At 38.0% G+C, this 19383-nt stretch carries 18 protein-coding genes and 1 riboswitch; of the genes, 9 read left to right on the plus strand and 9 right to left on the minus strand.

All coding sequences use genetic code 11. From position 1 onward, the window contains the following. Nucleotides 1-139 precede the first annotated feature (139 nt). Together A4G16_RS05645 and A4G16_RS05650 are read left to right on the plus strand one after the other, a co-directional pair. Complete coding sequence (locus A4G16_RS05645; protein ID WP_165889066.1) at nucleotides 140-2944, plus strand: S8 family serine peptidase; 2805 nt, start codon at nucleotides 140-142, stop codon at nucleotides 2942-2944. A 101-nt stretch (nucleotides 2945-3045) separates the two neighbouring features. Continuing rightward, complete coding sequence (locus tag A4G16_RS05650; RefSeq protein ID WP_165889067.1) at nucleotides 3046-3915, plus strand: VirK/YbjX family protein; 870 nt, start codon at nucleotides 3046-3048, stop codon at nucleotides 3913-3915. A gap of 101 nt (nucleotides 3916-4016) precedes the next feature. Here the strand turns inward: A4G16_RS05650 and ung are convergent, their stop codons facing one another. Continuing rightward, the gene (ung, locus tag A4G16_RS05655; protein ID WP_115590449.1) at nucleotides 4017-4694 is read right to left on the minus strand and encodes a uracil-DNA glycosylase; all 678 of its coding nucleotides are present in this window, start codon (nucleotides 4692-4694) and stop codon (nucleotides 4017-4019) included. A 171-nt stretch (nucleotides 4695-4865) separates the two neighbouring features. Here ung and grcA point away from each other — a divergent pair, with 171 nt between their 5' ends. Then, nucleotides 4866-5249, plus strand: coding sequence for an autonomous glycyl radical cofactor GrcA (gene grcA / locus A4G16_RS05660; protein WP_027074339.1), 384 nt, complete (start codon nucleotides 4866-4868; stop codon nucleotides 5247-5249). Between the two features lie 172 nt (nucleotides 5250-5421). Next, nucleotides 5422-5880, plus strand: coding sequence for a LexA family protein (locus A4G16_RS05665; RefSeq protein ID WP_165889068.1), 459 nt, complete (start codon nucleotides 5422-5424; stop codon nucleotides 5878-5880). Nucleotides 5881-5950: 70 nt separating this feature from the next. Here A4G16_RS05665 and A4G16_RS05670 read toward each other — a convergent pair whose 3' ends face one another. Then, complete coding sequence (locus tag A4G16_RS05670) at nucleotides 5951-6508, minus strand: NlpC/P60 family protein (protein WP_165889069.1); 558 nt, start codon at nucleotides 6506-6508, stop codon at nucleotides 5951-5953. 127 nt (nucleotides 6509-6635) lie between these two features. Beyond that, entirely contained in the window at nucleotides 6636-7481 is an 846-nt protein-coding gene (gene nfo / locus A4G16_RS05675) for a deoxyribonuclease IV (RefSeq protein ID WP_165889070.1), read from the minus strand. Nucleotides 7482-7549: 68 nt separating this feature from the next. Between nfo and A4G16_RS05680 the strand changes: the two genes are divergently transcribed. Both A4G16_RS05680 and A4G16_RS05685 read left to right on the plus strand, forming a co-directional pair. Then, nucleotides 7550-8122, plus strand: coding sequence for a TorD/DmsD family molecular chaperone (locus A4G16_RS05680; RefSeq protein WP_165889071.1), 573 nt, complete (start codon nucleotides 7550-7552; stop codon nucleotides 8120-8122). Between the two features lie 34 nt (nucleotides 8123-8156). Beyond that, nucleotides 8157-8546 (plus strand): hypothetical protein, encoded by a 390-nt coding sequence (locus tag A4G16_RS05685; RefSeq protein ID WP_165889072.1) that lies wholly within the window; start codon nucleotides 8157-8159, stop codon nucleotides 8544-8546. A 74-nt stretch (nucleotides 8547-8620) separates the two neighbouring features. On the opposite strand, the gene A4G16_RS05690 is transcribed toward A4G16_RS05685, so the two are convergent. Continuing rightward, nucleotides 8621-9229 (minus strand): DUF2057 family protein, encoded by a 609-nt coding sequence (locus A4G16_RS05690; protein WP_165889073.1) that lies wholly within the window; start codon nucleotides 9227-9229, stop codon nucleotides 8621-8623. Between the two features lie 137 nt (nucleotides 9230-9366). Here A4G16_RS05690 and corC point away from each other — a divergent pair, with 137 nt between their 5' ends. After that, nucleotides 9367-10266 (plus strand): CNNM family magnesium/cobalt transport protein CorC, encoded by a 900-nt coding sequence (gene corC / locus A4G16_RS05695; protein WP_165889074.1) that lies wholly within the window; start codon nucleotides 9367-9369, stop codon nucleotides 10264-10266. 56 nt (nucleotides 10267-10322) lie between these two features. After that, nucleotides 10323-11831, plus strand: coding sequence for an apolipoprotein N-acyltransferase (gene lnt, locus A4G16_RS05700; protein ID WP_165889075.1), 1509 nt, complete (start codon nucleotides 10323-10325; stop codon nucleotides 11829-11831). Nucleotides 11832-11891: 60 nt separating this feature from the next. Here the strand turns inward: lnt and ribH are convergent, their stop codons facing one another. From ribH to ribD, 4 genes are all read right to left on the minus strand, one after another. Beyond that, nucleotides 11892-12356: a 6,7-dimethyl-8-ribityllumazine synthase gene (gene ribH, locus A4G16_RS05705; RefSeq protein ID WP_027074330.1), complete on the minus strand. Its 465-nt coding sequence runs from the start codon at nucleotides 12354-12356 to the stop codon at nucleotides 11892-11894. Nucleotides 12357-12465: 109 nt separating this feature from the next. Next, nucleotides 12466-13665, minus strand: a complete 1200-nt coding sequence (locus tag A4G16_RS05710) for a bifunctional 3,4-dihydroxy-2-butanone-4-phosphate synthase/GTP cyclohydrolase II (RefSeq protein ID WP_165889076.1) — start codon at nucleotides 13663-13665, stop codon at nucleotides 12466-12468. Nucleotides 13666-13683: 18 nt separating this feature from the next. Then, nucleotides 13684-14331, minus strand: a complete 648-nt coding sequence (gene ribE, locus A4G16_RS05715; RefSeq protein ID WP_165889077.1) for a riboflavin synthase — start codon at nucleotides 14329-14331, stop codon at nucleotides 13684-13686. Nucleotides 14332-14359: 28 nt separating this feature from the next. Next, nucleotides 14360-15457, minus strand: coding sequence for a bifunctional diaminohydroxyphosphoribosylaminopyrimidine deaminase/5-amino-6-(5-phosphoribosylamino)uracil reductase RibD (gene ribD, locus A4G16_RS05720; protein ID WP_165889078.1), 1098 nt, complete (start codon nucleotides 15455-15457; stop codon nucleotides 14360-14362). Between the two features lie 190 nt (nucleotides 15458-15647). Then, a riboswitch (FMN riboswitch) is annotated at nucleotides 15648-15773 on the minus strand. 210 nt (nucleotides 15774-15983) lie between these two features. Here ribD and lon point away from each other — a divergent pair. Next, nucleotides 15984-18386, plus strand: a complete 2403-nt coding sequence (gene lon / locus A4G16_RS05725; RefSeq protein WP_165889079.1) for an endopeptidase La — start codon at nucleotides 15984-15986, stop codon at nucleotides 18384-18386. A gap of 105 nt (nucleotides 18387-18491) precedes the next feature. Here the strand turns inward: lon and ilvY are convergent, their stop codons facing one another. Next, a complete protein-coding gene (gene ilvY / locus A4G16_RS05730; protein ID WP_042801096.1) occupies nucleotides 18492-19382 on the minus strand; it encodes an HTH-type transcriptional activator IlvY in 891 nt (296 codons plus the stop codon). Nucleotide 19383 lies beyond the last annotated feature (1 nt).

The following is a 19383-nucleotide window of genomic DNA, read 5'->3' on the forward strand; positions in this document are numbered from 1 at the left end:
TATTTTCTATCACTATCTAAACTCTCAATGTAAATTTAATTATCCATAAAAAATTTGAGGTAAATCAAAAAAGATGAGAACTATTTGCAATAATAAACATCATAGGTATAATTCCACTTTTTTTATAAGGAGAAAAACAATGCTTGAAAAAAAATATTATTTTAATAAAAGCTGTATTGCAATGGCCATTTCTACTTTCTTATCTACCAGCTTAGCCTACGCAAACTCTTTAGAGTCGCCTCATTCAACCATTAAGCTTTCGGATGAGATCAGCTCTAAATATAGTGGTAAGGGAGTAAAATTAGGTGTATTAGATGGCGGGTTTGTTGTTCAGCATCCTCTGCATTCATCAAAACTTCACCCATCTAATTTTAAATTAACTTCACCGGATGGAAAAGTACTCACCTATGATCCGAGTTACTTGCAATTTGAAGTAAAGCCCGTTGAACAGGAGAATGGAAAAAAAGCACTAGCAGCTCTATTTGAAACTCATGGCTTAGGGGTATCTGGTGTCATTTCAGCGAAAGCTTCTAAAGAAAACGGCTTTAAAGGTGGTGTCGCTAAAGATGCAGAAATCCATATCGCAACAAATACCGCAAACCGAAGCTTAGCTGAATTAATTGCTGAAGCTCAGAAAGCAGAGAATCAAGGCGAGGAACAAGAAGAGAAAGAAAACCAAAAACCTAATTTTGATGAGCTTGCTAAAGCTGATTTATTACTAGCTAAAGATAAAAAGCTTTCATTTGAACGCTTAGAATGGGCTACAGCTTTAAATAAGCTTGTCGAACGAAATCTATTCGCCATTAATAATAGTTGGAATCTTGATCCTATCAGCGATAATATTGCAGATTTCGATAAATTTTATCATTCTCTCTCAACAGATAAACAAAACTCACTACTTCAAGCTGTCTTAAATGCCAAAAAGAAAAATACGTTACTGGTCTTTGCAGCAGGAAATGAGAGTAAAAAGCAAGTTGGTGTGATGGCAATGTTACCTCGTTACCTACCTGAGCTGGAAAAACACTACCTATCAGTTGTAGCTGTAGATAATAAAAATGATCTCACTGAATACTCTAACCATTGTGGTGTGAGTAAAAATTGGTGCGTTGCCGCTCCCGGAAATCTTGCGGTCCTCAATGCAGTTCCAGATAAGAACCTTAAACCACAATATAATTTTGGTAAAGAAGAAGGAACATCCCTCGCTGCGCCTGTAGTTACGGGAGCCTTAGCTATCTTAAAAGAACGTTTTAACTATCTAGCTCCAACACAAATTCGTGATACTTTATTAACCACTGCAACCGATCTCGGTGAAAAAGGTGTTGATGATAAATACGGCTGGGGAGTGATTAACTTAGCTAAAGCAATTAATGGACCAAGTCAATTTTTAAATGATGAAATAGTTAATGTGACACAAGATGATCGCTGGAAAAACGATTTCTCAAGTAAATTTAAGTTTACTAAGAGAGGTGAAAAATCATTAGATTTAGCTGGTAAAAATAATATTGCCCAAATTAACATTGAACAAGGTAGACTCAATTTAAGTGGTATTACGCAAACCAAACTGGTCCAAAATAATGCCCATCTAGGGGTAAATCAGACCGAAATTGAGAAAAATTATATTGCAGCTGAAAATAGCCAATTAACCCTATTGGATAACAATGGTTTAATTGGTAAAGATAAAGCAATTATTCAGTTAAATGGCTCGTTAAAAATATCTGATAAATTAACGGAAAATAGTAAGCAAGGCAGTATTTCAGCTACTGTTGTAAAACTTCATGATAAAGCGAGCTATCAAGGTGGGTTCACAAAACTAATTGATAATAAAAATTTAACCAATAGAGGCTTAATGCAAGATCTCTATTTCAAACAATCTGAAATTATTGCGAAAGTAAATTCAAATAAAGCCTTTACCGATCCTAATGCCAACGATAATGCCAAGTCCGGATTGAGCTTATTAAATCAGCTCAGAACAAGCTCACTTGCATATCGTCAAGGGGTATATAATAACTGGCTACAATCTGCATTAGAGCAAAAGAAACTAGGCCAGCTACATTATGCGGTTTCTAATCATATTTATGCTGATGCTTTAGCATTATTGCGTCACCAAAATGCAAAACAGCTTAATCATATTCAGCATCATTTATTTACAGCAGCTTATTCACCACAAAAAACATCAGTTTGGCTTGAGCATAGTGGCCAAAAACATTCTAAAGTGGCAATTAAGCAGAGTTCATCTGCTCTTAGTTTGACCCATAAGCTAAATGATAAAGCATTATTGAGTGCGACATTAATGCGAAAAAATCATCATATGGACAAAGATTTTGCTCATGCAGACCTAAAACAAACAAGCTTAAATATTGGATTACGTTATCCTTTAGCTGATCATTGGTTTAGTGAGTTAGCGCTACAATTTGGGCAGCAGAAATATAACCAACGCCGTTGGTACAAAAAATCTCAGCTCGGTCAGGCTCAAAACAAAGGGCATCATATGGGTGGGGAAATTCGTGTAGGTTATCAATTTATGCCTCAAACTTGGATAATTGAACCTAGCCTAGGAGTTCAGTTCATTCAAACTAGAATGAAAGCCCTCAATGAAAAAGGCGAACTTGCAACAAATACCGCAGCTCTTCGCTATAACGATATTAATCTCACACCGAGTGTGAAATTAAAATACACCGTTAAATTTGAGCAAGGCAGCATTTCACCTTATGTTGGTTTGAACTACTTACATCGAGTAAAAGGAAAAGAAAGTAAAATTACCAGCCAACTCAATGGCTACCCATTACAAAGCTATGCGACACAAAAACGCAATCATGCTTTAAATCTTGAAGCCGGTATGCAGTTCCAATATAAAAATTGGTTCATTTCTGCGAATGTTGATTATGATCGCATAAAATCAACGAATGCTTTTGGTTGGAAAACCAATATCGGCTTAACTTTCTAACTAATTATTCCAAACCTAAAAAAGCGGCACAAGCTTGCTTTGCTTGTGCCTATATCCTTTTTATTTAACTCTAATTATAGTATTTACATTCAAACAATCTTATGAAGAAGTTCTTTCATTTCCCCAAATTTACTGAAACGTTCCCAAATGAAAAAAGACCATCTAAGCTACTAAGAGAATATTTTCGTTATAGCTTCCGTAAGGTATGGTGTTCAACCCAATGTATTCAATTGACAAATTACTTAAACAATTCGCCTTTATGGGCAAAATTATTTAATCAAAACTTATATCGGGTTAATACACTTTTAGATACTTACTGTGATAAAACTTTTAATAAAAAACAAAGATTAAAAGCTATCAAAGAAAACTTTACACGTTTTGAAAATTTATTCAGAATAAATTTTTGCAATCAGCTTGTAACACAGCAAGAGATTTGTATTGCCAAATTAAGTGATGAACTGAATTTATATCTTAGCATTAATCAAATCGATCCCCTAGAAGGTTTCTTTTCATTAAATATTAGAAATAATCAAAAAGAGCATATCTACGATGCTTCTTTTACCTTATTAGAAGCAAATAAAATTCTAATTTCCTCAATACAAGGACCTAACAGTAAATCTGCACAGGATCTTATAAAATCAGCTACTAAACAATTATATGGTATTCGCCCTATGTTTATGCTGATTTATATATTTAAATTAATTGCTGAGAAATTTAATTTAGAATTACTTGGAATCCCTCATAAAAAACAAGCAAAATACCGTTGGAATGACCATTCCAGATTATTATTCAATTACGATATTTTTTGGCAAGAGAATAATGCTATTCTTATAAAAAATGATTATTGGTTATTGAATAATAATATTGAGAGAAAACCACTAAATATCATACCAAGCAAAAAACGTTCTATGTATAAGAAACGTTACCAATTGCTCGATGATATTAAAGAAAAAATAAATTTAATGTTCTAATTAATATACACATAATAATCTAGACAAATTTATTTCTCTTACATAAAAGACCGATCTTTTATTAGATTGGTCTTTTACGTAAATATTATGCAATACTGTTATTAATAATCTATTTCTAGCCGTAATTGCCAATTAATCGGAGCTATTCCTTTCGAAAGCAAATATCTATTGGTTTTTGAAAAATGCTTACATCCAAAAAATCCACGATAAGCAGAAAGTGGTGATGGATGAGGAGAAGTCAGAACCAAGTGACGGTTACGATCAATAAACTGCCCTTTTCTCTGAGCATGACTTCCCCAAAGCAAGAAAACTAAATTTTCACGGTAAGTATTTAACTGTGCGATCACTTTATCTGTAAAAATTTCCCAACCAATTTGAGCATGAGAGTTAGCTCTGCTTTGTTCAACTGTTAATACCGTATTCAACATAAACACTCCTTGTTTTGCCCAATCAACTAGATAACCATGTTGAGGAATTTGAAATCCTTCAATATCATCAGATAGTTCTTTATACATATTAAGCAAAGAAGGAGGAGGAGCAATCGGCGGTTTTACAGAAAAAGCCAAACCATGTGCTTGATTCGGCCCATGGTAAGGATCTTGTCCAAGAATAACTACTTTCACCTCGCTAAATTCTGTCAAAGCAAAAGCACTAAACACCTCATTTTGAGGCGGGTAAATGACCTTACCTGCTAACCGTTCATTATGCACATATTGCAAAATATGCTGAAAATAACTTTTTTGTTTTTCTTCGCCTAAAGCTTCTGTCCAAGTTTTCATAACAACACCCAAATGACTACTTTTTAATCAATCAATATATTTATCTTCAAATTTGGTTAAATTTTTATCGCTTTTTATCTCAAAAAGGGTAAAATAGCTTCAAATAAATTTGAATATTTAAAATTTTTTTGTAATTTTCACTTTAACTGCTATTTATTAGGAGAAATTAAAATGATCAAAGGTGTACAAATCACTGAGTCAGCAAACAGCAACTTATTGAATTCATTCTGGTTATTAGATGAAGCTAAAAACGAAGCTCGCTGCCTAGCTGCTAAAGCAGGTTACCAAGAAGATCAAATTGTTGCAATCAGTGACTTAGGTCAAATTGCGTATCGTGAAGTACCGGTTAATGTTGCACCAACTATCAAAGTTGAAGGTGGTCAGCACTTAAACGTAAATGTCTTACGCCGTGAAACATTGGAAGATGCAATCAAAAACCCAGAGAAATATCCTCAATTAACTATCCGTGTTTCTGGTTATGCAGTTCGTTTTAACTCATTGACCCCAGAGCAACAACGTGATGTTATTACTCGTACATTTACAGAAAGCTTATAATATCAGCTTTTAACAATAAGAAGCACCCTAGTGGTGCTTTTTTATTCCCTCTAATTACCTATAAGCGGTCAAAATACTGGTTAAATTTACAAAAAATTTTGCTCAAACTATTGACACTGGTATTTTACCCAGTAAAATAACCTGTATAAAAACACAGATTGAGGATTTTACCATGGCTTCAGTTACACACATTAGTGCTAAAACAGTATCACACCAACCTATTCCACTTTATCGTGATTTTAACAGTAACCGCTCTGTTAAATTGGATTTAAATTCACTTTGTATTAAACGCCCAACAGAAACATTCTTTATTCATGTTAAAAACCCTAATCTACTCGCTTGGGGAATTGAGCTGGATGACTTATTAATTGTTGAAAACACTAATCAATACTTAGTTAATGATCTACTGGTTATTGAAAAAAATGGAGAATATAAGTTCTACCAATTTTTTAACGAAATCGAAAATACTTATGGAATTAAAGAAAAAATTTTATTCTCATTAGATGTCAGTGAGCCAAACCTACGCATTAAAAATTGGGATGAAATTGAAGTTTCTGGTGTAATTATGAATGTCGTACACCAAATGCGTACACGTGGAGCATTCACTCAAGCAAAACAACGTGTGGCCTAATGAAGATGATAATAAAAAAGCGATAAAGGACACTTTTATAAATAAGAGTGTCCTTTAATCTAAAAAATAATTAAATGACTCGGCGAGATTGCGTGTAAGTTCTTGACCAGTAACTTTCTGATAATGAACTCGTAGTAACACCACGGCTTGAACTTGCGTGAACAAATTTACCGTTACCAATATAAACGCCAACATGATTATTTTTGCGGAAGAAGACTAAATCTCCCGGACGAAGATCTGATTTTGAAATAGAACGGCCGACATAGCGTTGTTCTGCGGTTGAACGAGGCATATCTTTGTTGAAAGCCTTGTCCATTACTTCACGCACAAATGCCGAACAATCAATACCGGCTTTAGTTGTGCCTCCCATTCTATAACGAGTTCCAGCCCAATTATGGTAAACACTATGAATGCGGCTAAAATTAGAATTAACTGAAATAGTCGGACGATTAGTTAAAGAGACGGAAGATTTAGATAATCTTTCTGCTTTACTTGCGATAATTTGGTTTGGTGTTGCAGGTTTAGAACTTAAACTTGCGGCTGCAATAGAGGAATATCCTCCCAAAACTGCCAAAATAGAAGTAATCAATAAAGGTTTAAAGGTCGTTGCAAAAAGATTTTTTTTCATAATTTATATCTCGTCTCGCCAGAACAATTACAGCGGTTAATTCCTTAGTGAAGATCTTCTCAAAGATCAAAAATAAATAAAACAATGGTCTGGATTTCTCCAGACCCACAACTCAGACCAGTATAACCTATTTTAGTTCCAATGTGCGAAGAAATTTTATCTCCTCTGCCCAAATTTCAGGCGAAATTGTCTCTAAAATAAGTGGAATGCGATCAAAATTTGCATTTTGCATAATAAACTCAAATACTTCTGTGCCAATTGTACCTTCTCTTAAAGTATGATGACGGTCAACTCGGCTACCCAACGGAGTCTTTGAGCCGTTTAAATGCATCCCTTTTAAATAATTAAAACCAATTGTTTGCTCAAAATCTTTAAAAACAGCCTCACTGCTTTCACAGGAGCTAATATCATAGCCAGCAGAATATAAATGGCAGGTATCTAAGCAAACTCCAACTCGACTTTTTTCTTCCACTTGCTCGATAATCTTCGCTAAGTGATCAAAATGCCAGCCTAAATTAGAGCCTTGACCTGCCGTATTTTCAATAACTGCAATCACATTAGGCACTTTTTCTACGGCTATATTAATCGACTCCGCAATTCGAGATAAACAATCTTCTTCCGAAATTTTTTTCAAATGTGCACCTGGATGGAAATTTAGTAATTTCAGACCTAGCTGATTCGCTCTTGTCATTTCATCAATAAATGCTTCACGCGACTTAGCCAAAGCTTCCGCCTCCGGATTACCCAAATTAATTAAATAGCTATCATGCGGTAAAATTTGCTCGGCACTAAAATGATGTACCTGACAAAATCGCTTAAATTTTTCAATTGTATCTGCTTTTAAAGCAGGCGCTTGCCATTGCCGTTGATTTTTTGTAAACAAAGCAAAGGCATTTGCTCCTATTTCTACTGAACGCAATACAGCATTCTCAACACCGCCGGAAGCACTAACATGGGCACCAATATATTTCATTTTATCCTCTCTTATTTTTATTTCTGCTATACTACTAGTTATATCTTATACTTACACAATTATTTATTATGAGCGAAACAAGCATTAACGATTTTTCATTACTCTGCCGTTTATTCGGCAACTTATTCTATCGTAGTCCAACCGACCCGATTTTAGCAGGTACCTTCAACTGGATTGCAAAAGGTGGCTTACAACAACATTGGGCACTTAGTACTGATGCTCAAAGTGAAAATGCACTTTCCACTTTGCAAAAGTTCGCATCTAACCCTACGCAATTAGAGTCAAGCTATCAAGCACTTTTTGTACTGTCAGGCTCTATTGCTACAAAAATTTCCGCCTATGGATTATCGGCTGACGATTTTATTCAATTCCGTCAAGATCGGGCAATACCTGAACTTGAGAATCCAGATCATATTGCCTTATTACTATTAACAGCCTCTTGGATTGAAGATAATATTGACTCTACACAGGCACAAAAACAATTATTCGAACAGTTCTTACTACCATCAGCTAGCCAATTTTTAGGGAAAGTAGAAGCTTTTGACATCGGATTTTATAAAGCACTCGCTCAATTAACCCGCGATGCACTCAGTGCTATGGCTGATGAGCTGGAAGAAAGCGAGCAAGAGAACGCTGAATAAACAATCTAATCAAATAAATATAGAGGGCTTGAAAATGAAAATGTTTAAATTAGGTTTAACCCTTTCATTATCATTAATGTTAACAGCTTGTGCTTTAACTCCGGAGCAGCAAGCTGAGCGCCGAGCCAAACAGGTTCGAGCAGAACAAGACTTACAAGTCAAATTAGCTCAACAATGTGATGCTGAGACTGCCGAGCTTATGCATCAGCAATTTAATCCACCACTTAGCCAAACGGAAAAAGAAGAAAAGATCTTCAAGAAACGTTATAGCGAAAAAGTCAATGACCCAATATTCCAAGCCTGCTACAAAATAGCTTGGCAAAATTACATCGCACAAGAAGAGCTAGAGCAAATGCGTTGGAATTATCAAAGAGAATGGATGTATGGATATGGCGGCTGGCGTTATTGCCACTATTGTTGGTAATGTAGAGAAATAACAAGCGGTCATTTTTGCAAAAAATTTACCAAAAATGACCGCTTGTTAGGTTAAAAGCTATATTATTTCGCGTTTTTCTTCGCCCAATCCAAGAAACGTTTTTGAGTTTCTTTATCTGCCTTTTGGAATAGCACCTGTAACTGTTCTTGCGATACATTTTTCGTATCTACAAGCATTTGTCCTTTCGCCTCTAAAGCAGCATTAGCAAGCTTTTCTACCGAGGCCGGATGCTTACCTAAATTATATTTAGATAAATTTTCTTCCACACGGGTTGAGCCTAAAAAACCTTCACCTTTTAAGAAATCTTGCTTGTGAGAGATCACTTTGCCTGAATCTGTTTTAATTGACACCGTTTGATTTTCAGTGAATTTACGTAGATCTAATTTCGACTGTAATCTTGGTGGCTCTAACTTTGCATTTTCCGCACTACCTTGGAAGGTTAAAATAAGTTTATCCGAGTTGAAATAATCTCCTTCCACAATGCCTGCAACTTCAACCACAACTTGGTGTGTTTGATTTTCATTCATTTGAACGGAGCTTGTCCCCGATTTAACTCTCTGACCATCAAAAGCTAAAATTTCAACCATAGATGATGAACTTAATGTGCCGGCCACACTCATAGAACTGATAAATAATGTACTCAAAGCCAATGCCATTTTGGTTAGTTTCATGCAAAACTCCTAAAATAATGAAGAAACAAAAAGATTTTGCTTATCCTATGCTAATTTGAGTGAAAATAGCAATCTTTTATTTGATTTGTCCTCTAATTTGCTTATTATAAGCGTAATTATTCTAACGGAAAAAAACTATGAGTGATGAACAGCAAAGTGTAAATACAACGGAAAAATCAGAGAAAAAATCCATTTTACATAGCTTATTTAGCGGGCTTTTTCAAAATGAGCCCAAAAATCGTGAAGATTTAGTAGAAGTCATCAGAGACTCAGTCGAAAACGAGCTAATTGACAGCGATACTAAAGAGATGATCGAAGGCGTAATGGAAATTTCAGAATTGCGCGTTCGCGATATTATGATTCCCCGAGCTCAAATTGCTTTTATTGATGCTAACGAACCTCTTGACGCTTGCCTTGATTTAATTATCGAAACAGCACACTCTCGTTTTCCTGTCATTCGTGGCGAAAAAGATACAATTGAAGGCATTCTCCATTCTAAGGATTTACTGAAATATCTCCGTACCGATTCCGAACCGTTCAATCTAGCGGAAATTCTACGCCCTGCGGTGATTGTGCCGGAAAGTAAACGGGTGGATCGAATGTTAAAAGAATTCCGCTCTGAGCGTTTTCACATGGCAGTCGTAGTGGATGAGTTTGGTGCAGTTTCTGGCTTGGTAACAATTGAAGATATTCTTGAACAAATTGTTGGTGATATTGACGATGAATTTGACGAAGAGGAAGTAAAACCTATCCGCCAACTTTCAAGGCATACCTATGCTATTTTACCGTTAACAGATATTAAAAAATTTAACGACTTCTTCGCTACTAATTTTAATGATGAAGAGGCAGATACCATTGGCGGATTAGTAATGAAAGCGTTCGGCTATTTCCCCAAACGAGATGAGCAGATTGAATTAGATGGATTGAGTTTTAAAGTCACCTCCGCCAACAGTCGCCAGCTTATTCAGTTGAGAGTAACCTTATCTGATGAGCAGTTGGAAAAAATGGAACAACATACTCAATCAGAAGAAGAATAAGTTTTTAATATAACTTCAGGCACGTTTAGACGTGCCGTTATTATTTCGAAGAACCTATGAATTTTGCAAAAAATCCCCAAATTTTAACCGCTTGCTTGCTTGCCTTATTCTTTGGAGCAAGTGGCACATTTGCTTACTCCCCTTTTGACATTTGGCCTGTTGCTTTTATTTCTGCTTCGGGCTTAATTTGGGCTGCAACGTTATCAAATCGTAAAGCTGCACTATGGTCAACATTGAGTTGGTCTGTTGGTTATTTTTGTGCCGGTGTAAGCTGGGTTTCCGTGAGCATGACACAATTTGGTGGCGTACCAACTATCGTAAGCTATATTGCTGTATTCCTACTTGCCTGTTATTTAGCCCTGTACAATTTGTTATTTAGTGTAATCTCGCATAAGAGCAAACTTACCCAACCTTTTGCGTTAGCGGCAATTTTCACCTTCACCGAATATCTACGTGGTGTCGTATTCACAGGCTTCCCTTGGCTACAATTCGGTTATAGTCTTATCGACAGTCCATTTGCCGGCATCGCCCCTATACTGGGCGTGGAAGGCTTGACCTTTTTGGTCATGGCTACCAGCGCTTATTTAGTCCTACTACTAAAAAAAGAGGTTAAAGGCGTGCCGACATTAACAGTACTAGCGGTCATTTTTTCTCTCAGTTTTGCAACTCGCTTTATTAACTTTGTGCAAATTGACAAAGAAAAACAACCGCTTGTTGTCAGCCTTGTGCAAGGAAATATTAAGCAAAAAATAAAGTGGAATCCGGAACATTTCAGCCACAGCGTAAATACTTATAAACAATTAATTACGCCTCTGCTGGGAAAAAGTGAGGTCATTGTACTGCCGGAATCTGCCATTCCAGCCCTTGAAAATCAGATTACATCTATTCTTGCCTCATTAGATCAAGCTGCCACCCAAAGTGGCAGTGAGGTGGTTATCGGCACACTCTACCAAAATACCGGAGAAGATTTATTTAATAGCGCCGTACTATTGGGAGACGCGGAAAAACCTTACTCTTTAGCAACAGAGAACCGCTACAATAAACATCACCTTGTGCCGTTTGGCGAATATGTGCCGTTCGGTTCAATACTGGATTGGATGCGAGATGTATTTATTCTGCCAATTAATTTATCTCAAGGTAGCTTTATTCAAAGCCCGATTTTAGCCAAAAGCAATCGATTTAATATGGCGATTTGCTATGAAATCATTTTTGGTGATCAGGTACAGAAAAACCAAAAAAGCCAGAATGCCGATTACTTGCTAACCATTACTAATGATGCTTGGTTTGGCTCATCTATCGGGCCTTGGCAACATTTGCAAATGGCAAGAATGCGTGCATTAGAACTGGGCAAACCACTTCTGCGTGCGGCTAATACAGGTATCACCGCAATTGTGGACGCAAATGGAAAAGTTGTTCATCAACTTCCGCAGTTCACGGCTAGTGTACTCACTGCCACCATTCATCCGACTCAAAGCGATACACCATTCAAACAATTCGGCAATTGGCTGATTTATGGACTAAGTGCCTTGTGTATCCTATTAGGGTTTGTCTTTAGACGAAAATAACCTTCACTAGAGATAACAAATCCCCTTAGCATTTTCTTCTAAGGGGATTTAATTTTTATCTTAGCCTAATGCTTTTAATAGGTTAGCCATTTCAATCGCAACCATTGCACACTCTTCGCCTTTATTACCGGCCTTAGTACCTGAACGCTCAATCGCTTGCTCTAAATTTTCTACGGTTAAAATGCCGTTGATAATCGGTACTCCGGTTTCCAGAGCAGAGGTGCTGATACCTTTTGCTGATTCATTTACCACTACATCATAGTGACTGGTTGCACCACGCACCACAGCACCTAAACAGATAATTGCATCGTAACGACCGCTTTGTGCCATTTTTTTCGCTGCAATCGAGATTTCCAATGCCCCAGGTACCCAAACAGTGTCGATGTTTTCTGCTTCTACACCGTGACGAAGTAATTTGTCGGTTGCGCCGTTTAGCAATTGGTCAATAAATATTTTGTGCCAGTTAGTTGCCACAATACCGAATTTTAATCCGCTTGCAATGTAGTTACCTTGAAATGTTGCCATTTTTTGTTTTCCTTCTTTGAAAAATAAATTGATAATACTGTAGGCCCGAAACATTTTTCGCCCTATCTCTTAGGGAAATTATTGGGCAAATGATAATTCCCTACCTATATTAGAAATTAAACATATGTCGCATTTTATGCTGTTTAACTTTTAAATATTCCAAATCATGTTCGTTTGGTTCAACCATAATCGGCTCACGGGCAACCACATTCAGTCCTTGCTCAACTAAGCCTTCAATTTTAGCTGGATTATTAGTTAATAAACGGATAGATTTCACCCCTAATTTCTCAAACATTTGAGCGGCAATGTAATATTCACGTTCATCATCTTTAAAACCTAAGGCTAGATTCGCTTCAACTGTATCCATCCCTTGATCTTGCAATTCATACGCACGCAGTTTGTTAATTAAGCCAATACCTCGTCCTTCTTGGCGAAGATAAAGTACTACACCACGCCCTTCAGCTTCAACTTGGTTCATTGCTGCAGCAAATTGCTGCCCACAGTCGCAGCGTTGTGAACCAAACGCATCGCCTGTTAAACACTCTGAATGAATACGACATAACACATTCTCACCATCGCCAATCTCACCTTTTACTAAAGCAACGTGCTCTTTGCCTGAGATAGTTTCTACAAAGCTATGGGCTTTAAATTCACCAAATTTAGTTGGCATTTTTACCACAGAAACCACATCTACCAGACTGTCATATTTTCTGCGGTATTCCTGTAATTGCTGAATAGTAATAAACGGCATATTATGCTTTTGTGCGAATGCTTGTAATTCCGGCATCTGCATCATTGTGCCGTCTTCTGCCATAATTTCGCAACATAAGCCAGCAGGCTTTAAGCCCGCAAGACGGGCTAAATCCACAGTTGCCTCGGTATGACCATTACGCACTAATACCCCGCCTTTCTTAGCTACTAATGGGAAAATATGCCCCGGGCGACGAAAATCGTCTGCTTTCGCATTATCATCTAACATTTTCAGACAGGTCAAAGAGCGTTCAAAAGCAGAAATACCCGTACTGGTCTCTACATGGTCAATCGACACGCTAAAAGCAGTTTGATGGTTATCTTGGTTTATCGCCACCATAGGATGAAAATTCAGTTTTCCAGCAAGTTCTTCGGAAATTGGCGTACAAATCAACCCTTTACCATAAGTTGCCATAAAATTGATATTCTCCGGTGTAGCAAATTCTGCCGCACAGATAAAATCACCCTCATTTTCACGGTCCGCATCATCGCTTACTAAAATAATTTTGCCTTCTCGAATGGCTTTAATTGCCTCTTCTACAGGGGAAAATTTAAACATTGTTAATCCTTTCTAATTTTAAAAACCTGCATTTTTCAGAAAATCGACCGTCAATTTACTCGCCGGTTTTTCCACTTCTTTTTTTAATAAAAACTGTTCAATATATTTGCCTACAATATCATTTTCTAAATTCACCAAACTGCCGACTTTTTTAGTGCCAAGATTGGTTTCTTGAATAGTGTGCGGAATAATCGAGACACGAAATGACTCTTCATCGGTATCCACCACCGTTAAACTAATACCATCAATAGTAATTGAGCCTTTTTCGATAATATAGCGCATTAATTTTGGCGAGGTTTGAATACGATACCAGGTAGCATTATCTGCCGGAGTAATCTCCGTAACTTTGCCAGTGCCATCAATGTGTCCTGACACAATATGTCCACCAAAACGTCCGTTAGCTGCCATAGCACGTTCAAGATTGACGGGACTATTAATGCCTAACTCTCCTAACGAAGTTCGCTTAAGCGTTTCAGACATCACATCTGCGGTAAATTGTTCTGTTGTAAAAGAAGTCACCGTCAAACAAATCCCATTTACCGCAATGCTATCTCCCAAGTGTACATCTTTTAGAATTTTTTTTGCCTTTATTGTTACAACTGCAAACTCGCCCTGTTTTTTAATTTGGGCGATACTGCCTACTTCCTCAATAATTCCTGTGAACATTAATTATTTTCCCCATTCTACGCTCCTCTTATCTAAAAGAGGAACTTACCTGATAATCCAACAAAATATCTTCACCAATCAGCTCGGTTGATTTCAGCGTTAATTCCACGGCTTGGGATAACTCACCAATCCCTTCCCCACCAACGGGTGTTTTTGCGGTCTTGCCTCCGACTAATTTGGGCGCAATATAGCAATGTATTCTGTTTACACAACCGGCTTTTAACGCACTAAAATTCAGGCTGGAACCACCTTCAATTAATAAACTGTCAATTTGCATTTCGCCTAATTTTTGCAAAAGTTTCGGCAAATTTACCCGCTTGTTCTCAGCTTCGATAACTATCACCTCCACGCCCAACCGCAGGTAAGGCTCATGCGCAACTTTATTATCATTTAGCGTAGCAATAATAGTGCGGTACTCTTTTGCCGTTTGTACCAACTTGCAATTAAGTGGTGTACGTAGTTGACTATCACACACAATTCTCACCGGCTGTTTCGCATTCGGCATTCGGCTGTTGAGCATTGGGTCATCTGCTAAAACCGTTTCGACTCCAACCATAATCGAACTATACTGATGGCGGGTTTCTTGCACTTTTGCCCGAGCTAACTCGCCTGTAATCCATTTCGATTCCCCTGTGCTAGTCGCAATTTTACCATCCGCTGTCATCGCATATTTCAGCAGCACATAAGGGAGCTTAGTTTGGATGTAGTGGAAGAAGATTGGATTCAATTCATCACATTCAGCCCGCATAAAATCTTCCACAACCTCAATGCCTGAAGCTTTCAACTGCATAGCCCCATTACCGGAAACCAGCGGATTTGGATCGCGAGATCCGATAAAGATTTTTTGAATACCACGTTCAATTAATAAATCTGAACACGGAGGCGTTTTTCCATGATGGCAACAAGGCTCTAAAGTGACATAAGCCGTTGCACCTGTTAGATCTTGCTGAGAATTTAAAATGGCATTACGTTCAGCATGCCATTGGCCATATTTTTCATGGTACCCCTCAGCGACGATTTTGCCGTTTTTAACAATCACACAGCCGACTAGAGGATTCGGATTTGTCCAGCCTCGAGCTTTTTTTGCAAGTTCGATGGCATAAGCCATATATTGAGCATCAGTCATGGTTTTTAGCGGATTAAGTCAGAAATTAAGGGCGTGATGAAAGATTACTTTAAATACAAGCGGTCAAATTTCTTTAAAATTTTGCAAATGCCAACTTAATTTAAAATAATAAAGCCTTGAAATCATACGATCTCAAGGCTTGCAAAAAAGACGCAAAAAACAACCGCTTGTACGGTATTTTTTACGATTTTTGACTCTTCTTCCATCCAGACTATACTGTCGGTACCGGAGTTTCACCGGTTCCTGCCAAACCTTTTTCGTTTTGCTCGCGGACTTTACCGCCGATCGGGAATTTCACCCTGCCCTGAAGATAAAAATTTGCCAAGAATTCTGCTTTCATTCGCTTGTGATGTCAAGTAAGAATTTGACTACTTTAGTAAGTTTTTAACGATTGATTAAATCGAAAAATAATATGATCTTGATCGCATTGAGTTTTTTTAATTTAAATCAAATTTTCCCTTGTTTTTCGTAAATTCGTCCTCATAATGGGTAAATTACATTTTTGTGAGATAAAGAGAGCAAATTTATGGCACCAAGAAAAAAGAAAACAATTGAATTACCACTACTTCCGTTACGTGATGTGGTGGTCTTCCCTTATATGGTTATGCCGTTATTTGTAGGACGTGAAAAATCAATTCAAGCCCTACGCTCGGCGATGGATTCAAATAAACAACTGTTTTTAGTTACTCAGCAAGATCCGAATAAAGAAGACCCTAATAGCGAAGATATGTATAACGTTGGGGTGGTTGCCAATATCATTCAAATGCTTAACTTACCAGACGGTACGGTAAAAGTATTGGTAGAAGGGCAAAGTCGTGCCAAAATTGAACAGATTCATGATGACGAAAAAGGCTTTTGGGCGGAAGTTCAACCTATCAACTCTGAATATGATGAAGAAAATGAAGAGTTAAAAACTATTGCTAAAACTACTCTCGCGGAATTTGAAAATTACGTTAAAAATAATAAGAAAATTCCGGCTGAAATTTTGCCTAAATTGCAAAGAATCGCACTTGAAGACCGCTTGGCAGATACTATTGCCTCTAATCTAATTGCCCCTGTGAAGAAAAAACAGGAACTTTTGGAAGAAGCAAATCTGATTGCTCGTTTTGATGCACTGTTAATTGCGATGGCAACGGAGATGGATACACTTGAAACTGAAACCCGTATCCGTAACCGCGTTAAGCAGCAAATGGAAAAAAACCAACGTGATTACTACCTTAATGAACAAATCAAAGCGATCCAAAAAGAGCTAGGCAATGGAGATGATGTCGAGCAGAGTGAGTTAGATAAGCTTAAAGAAAAAATTGATGCGGCAAAATTACCAACCGAAGTCAAAGAAAAGCTTGATGCTGAATTTAGAAAGCTTAAAGCAATGCCACAAAGTTCTTCTGAAGCAACCGTGGTGCGTGGCTATATTGACTGGATTTTACAAATGCCTTGGCATACAAAATCGGCCGTCAAAAAAGATTTAGCCAAAGCCCAAGCAGTTTTAGATAAAGATCACTACGGTTTAGAACGTGTGAAAGAACGCATTGTCGAATACCTTGCAGTGCAAAGCCGTTTAAACAAATTAAAAGGACCTATTCTTTGCTTAGTTGGCCCACCGGGCGTGGGAAAAACTTCATTAGGTCAATCCATTGCCAATGCAACAGGACGTAAATATGTGCGTATGGCATTAGGTGGTGTACGTGATGAAGCGGAGATCCGTGGCCATCGCCGTACCTACATTGGCTCAATGCCGGGGCAATTAATGATGAAAATGGCAAAAGTAGGCGTGCGTAATCCGCTATTCTTGTTAGATGAAATCGACAAAATGGCTCAAGACATGCGTGGCGACCCTGCCTCTGCCTTACTGGAAGTATTAGACCCAGAGCAAAACAAAGCCTTTAACGATCACTATTTGGAAGTAGACTACGATTTATCGGATGTTATGTTCGTGGCAACTTCGAACTCTATGAATATTCCACCGGCATTATTAGATCGTATGGAAGTTATTCGCCTTTCAGGTTATACCGAAGATGAAAAAATGCACATTGCCCGTGATCACTTATTGGCGAAACAGCAGGAAAATAATGGCTTAAAAGAAGGTGAATTAGTGGTTGAAGACAGTGCAATTTTAAGCATTATCCGCTACTACACCCGTGAAGCCGGCGTACGTGGGCTTGAGCGTGAAATTGCTAAAATCTGCCGTAAAGCCGTAAAAGCACTAGTGTTGGATAAAAAACTGAAATCTATTACGGTCTCTGAGCATAATATCGAAGACTATTTAGGTGTCAAACGCTTTGATTACGGCAAAATGGACAGTCAAAACCGTATTGGTGAGGTGACAGGGCTAGCTTGGACAGAAGTAGGTGGAGATTTATTAACTATTGAAACTACATCAGTAACCGGTAAAGGCAAATTCTCTTACACCGGCTCACTAGGCGATGTAATGAAAGAATCTATCCAAGCGGCAATGATGGTAGTACGAGCCAGAGCAGAAAAATTAGGTATTGCGGAAGACTTCTACGAGAAACGTGATATTCACGTTCACGTGCCGGATGGTGCTACACCAAAAGATGGCCCAAGTGCCGGCATCGCAATGTGTACTGCACTTATTTCGAGCCTTACCGGTAACCCTGTTCGTAAAGAAGTCGCGATGACAGGAGAAATCAGCCTACGTGGAAAAGTACTTCCAATCGGCGGACTCAAAGAGAAATTACTTGCAGCACACCGTGGCGGTATTACTACCGTGATTATTCCGAAAGAGAATGAAAAAGACTTAGAGGAAATTCCGGAAAACGCTAAAGCAGCCCTGAATATTCATGCGGTCGAAACTATTGATGAAGTGCTGGCAATCGCCCTTGAAAACCCACCAATGGGAATTGACGTGATGCCAAAAGCACAAATCAAAGTGAAAAAATCACGGGCTAAAGCAGTGGTTCAATAATCATAAAATATTAGGGCAGACAAAACTGTCCTATTGCAACAAAACAACAAGCGGTCATTTTTCTTTAAGATTTTGCAAAAAATCAGAGAAAAATGACCGCTTGTTTTAGTCTGTAATATGCGGTAATAACGCCCAAAAGGCGGCAATAATCGGTTCTTGAAGGCGTTTTTGTTGAACACAAATACCCAATTCAAAAGGTGTAATTGGGGAAGGTAAATTCAAATAAGAAACCTGATTATTCATCGGGCTATGTTTAATCACTACATCAGGCAGCAAAGCTACTCCAAAGCCAAGAGCTACCATTGGCACTATGGCTTCATGCCCACTGACCGTAGCATAAATTCTAGGTTCTTTAATTTTCTGTTCTTTAAACCAACGATCAATACGTTTTCTTACCGGTCCATTAACCGGCAAAATAAAGGGAACATTTTTCCAATCTATCGGTGACTGCTGCAAAATTTGCGTTGCTGCACAGGCTACGCGAGGAGCAATAATTGAGAGCTTAATATCATCAATATAATGAAAAACTATGTTATTTGGTAAAAACGCCGGCTTACCTGCAACAGAAATATCTGCTGATAATGATTGCACTTCATGCACTGCCTGAGCTGGGTCACCCGTACTCAATTTAATTTCTACCTTGGGATGAACTTGGCGAAAACGTGACAAAATCTGAGGTAGATGACTATAGGCAGCGGTTACTGAACAAAATACTTTCAACTCACCTTCTAACTCCCCTTGAGTTGGTGAAAGTTGATGTTGAAGCTGCTGCCATTCTGTCCAGCTTTGTTTAGCAAATTCCAGAAATTTTTCGCCTGCTTCCGTTAAATGCACTTGGCGATTATCCCGTAGAAACAACGGCTGTCCCAACTCCTCCTCCATTCGCTGAATATGGCGAGTGAGTGTGGAAGCCGTCATATAGTTTTTCTCCGCACTGCGGATAAAACTACGAGTTTGGGCGATGTCTAGGAAAAGTTTAAGGCTTTGGAATTCCATG

The organism is Mannheimia granulomatis (assembly GCF_011455695.1).
GTDB lineage: Bacteria > Pseudomonadota > Gammaproteobacteria > Enterobacterales > Pasteurellaceae > Mannheimia > Mannheimia granulomatis_A.

Excerpts from the sequence above, each read along its gene's own strand:
- A4G16_RS05645 (WP_165889066.1), top strand. The coding sequence starts at position 140 with ATGCTTGAAAAAAAATATTATTTTAATAAAAGCTGTATTGCAATGGCC.
- A4G16_RS05650 (WP_165889067.1), top strand. The coding sequence starts at position 3,046 with ATGAAGAAGTTCTTTCATTTCCCCAAATTTACTGAAACGTTCCCAAAT.
- ung (WP_115590449.1), bottom strand. The coding sequence starts at position 4,694 with ATGAAAACTTGGACAGAAGCTTTAGGCGAAGAAAAACAAAAAAGTTAT.
- grcA (WP_027074339.1), top strand. The coding sequence starts at position 4,866 with ATGATCAAAGGTGTACAAATCACTGAGTCAGCAAACAGCAACTTATTG.
- A4G16_RS05665 (WP_165889068.1), top strand. The coding sequence starts at position 5,422 with ATGGCTTCAGTTACACACATTAGTGCTAAAACAGTATCACACCAACCT.
- A4G16_RS05670 (WP_165889069.1), bottom strand. The coding sequence starts at position 6,508 with ATGAAAAAAAATCTTTTTGCAACGACCTTTAAACCTTTATTGATTACT.
- nfo (WP_165889070.1), bottom strand. The coding sequence starts at position 7,481 with ATGAAATATATTGGTGCCCATGTTAGTGCTTCCGGCGGTGTTGAGAAT.
- A4G16_RS05680 (WP_165889071.1), top strand. The coding sequence starts at position 7,550 with ATGAGCGAAACAAGCATTAACGATTTTTCATTACTCTGCCGTTTATTC.
- A4G16_RS05685 (WP_165889072.1), top strand. The coding sequence starts at position 8,157 with ATGAAAATGTTTAAATTAGGTTTAACCCTTTCATTATCATTAATGTTA.
- A4G16_RS05690 (WP_165889073.1), bottom strand. The coding sequence starts at position 9,229 with ATGAAACTAACCAAAATGGCATTGGCTTTGAGTACATTATTTATCAGT.
- corC (WP_165889074.1), top strand. The coding sequence starts at position 9,367 with ATGAGTGATGAACAGCAAAGTGTAAATACAACGGAAAAATCAGAGAAA.
- lnt (WP_165889075.1), top strand. The coding sequence starts at position 10,323 with ATGAATTTTGCAAAAAATCCCCAAATTTTAACCGCTTGCTTGCTTGCC.
- ribH (WP_027074330.1), bottom strand. The coding sequence starts at position 12,356 with ATGGCAACATTTCAAGGTAACTACATTGCAAGCGGATTAAAATTCGGT.
- A4G16_RS05710 (WP_165889076.1), bottom strand. The coding sequence starts at position 13,665 with ATGTTTAAATTTTCCCCTGTAGAAGAGGCAATTAAAGCCATTCGAGAA.
- ribE (WP_165889077.1), bottom strand. The coding sequence starts at position 14,331 with ATGTTCACAGGAATTATTGAGGAAGTAGGCAGTATCGCCCAAATTAAA.
- ribD (WP_165889078.1), bottom strand. The coding sequence starts at position 15,457 with ATGACTGATGCTCAATATATGGCTTATGCCATCGAACTTGCAAAAAAA.
- lon (WP_165889079.1), top strand. The coding sequence starts at position 15,984 with ATGGCACCAAGAAAAAAGAAAACAATTGAATTACCACTACTTCCGTTA.
- ilvY (WP_042801096.1), bottom strand. The coding sequence starts at position 19,382 with ATGGAATTCCAAAGCCTTAAACTTTTCCTAGACATCGCCCAAACTCGT.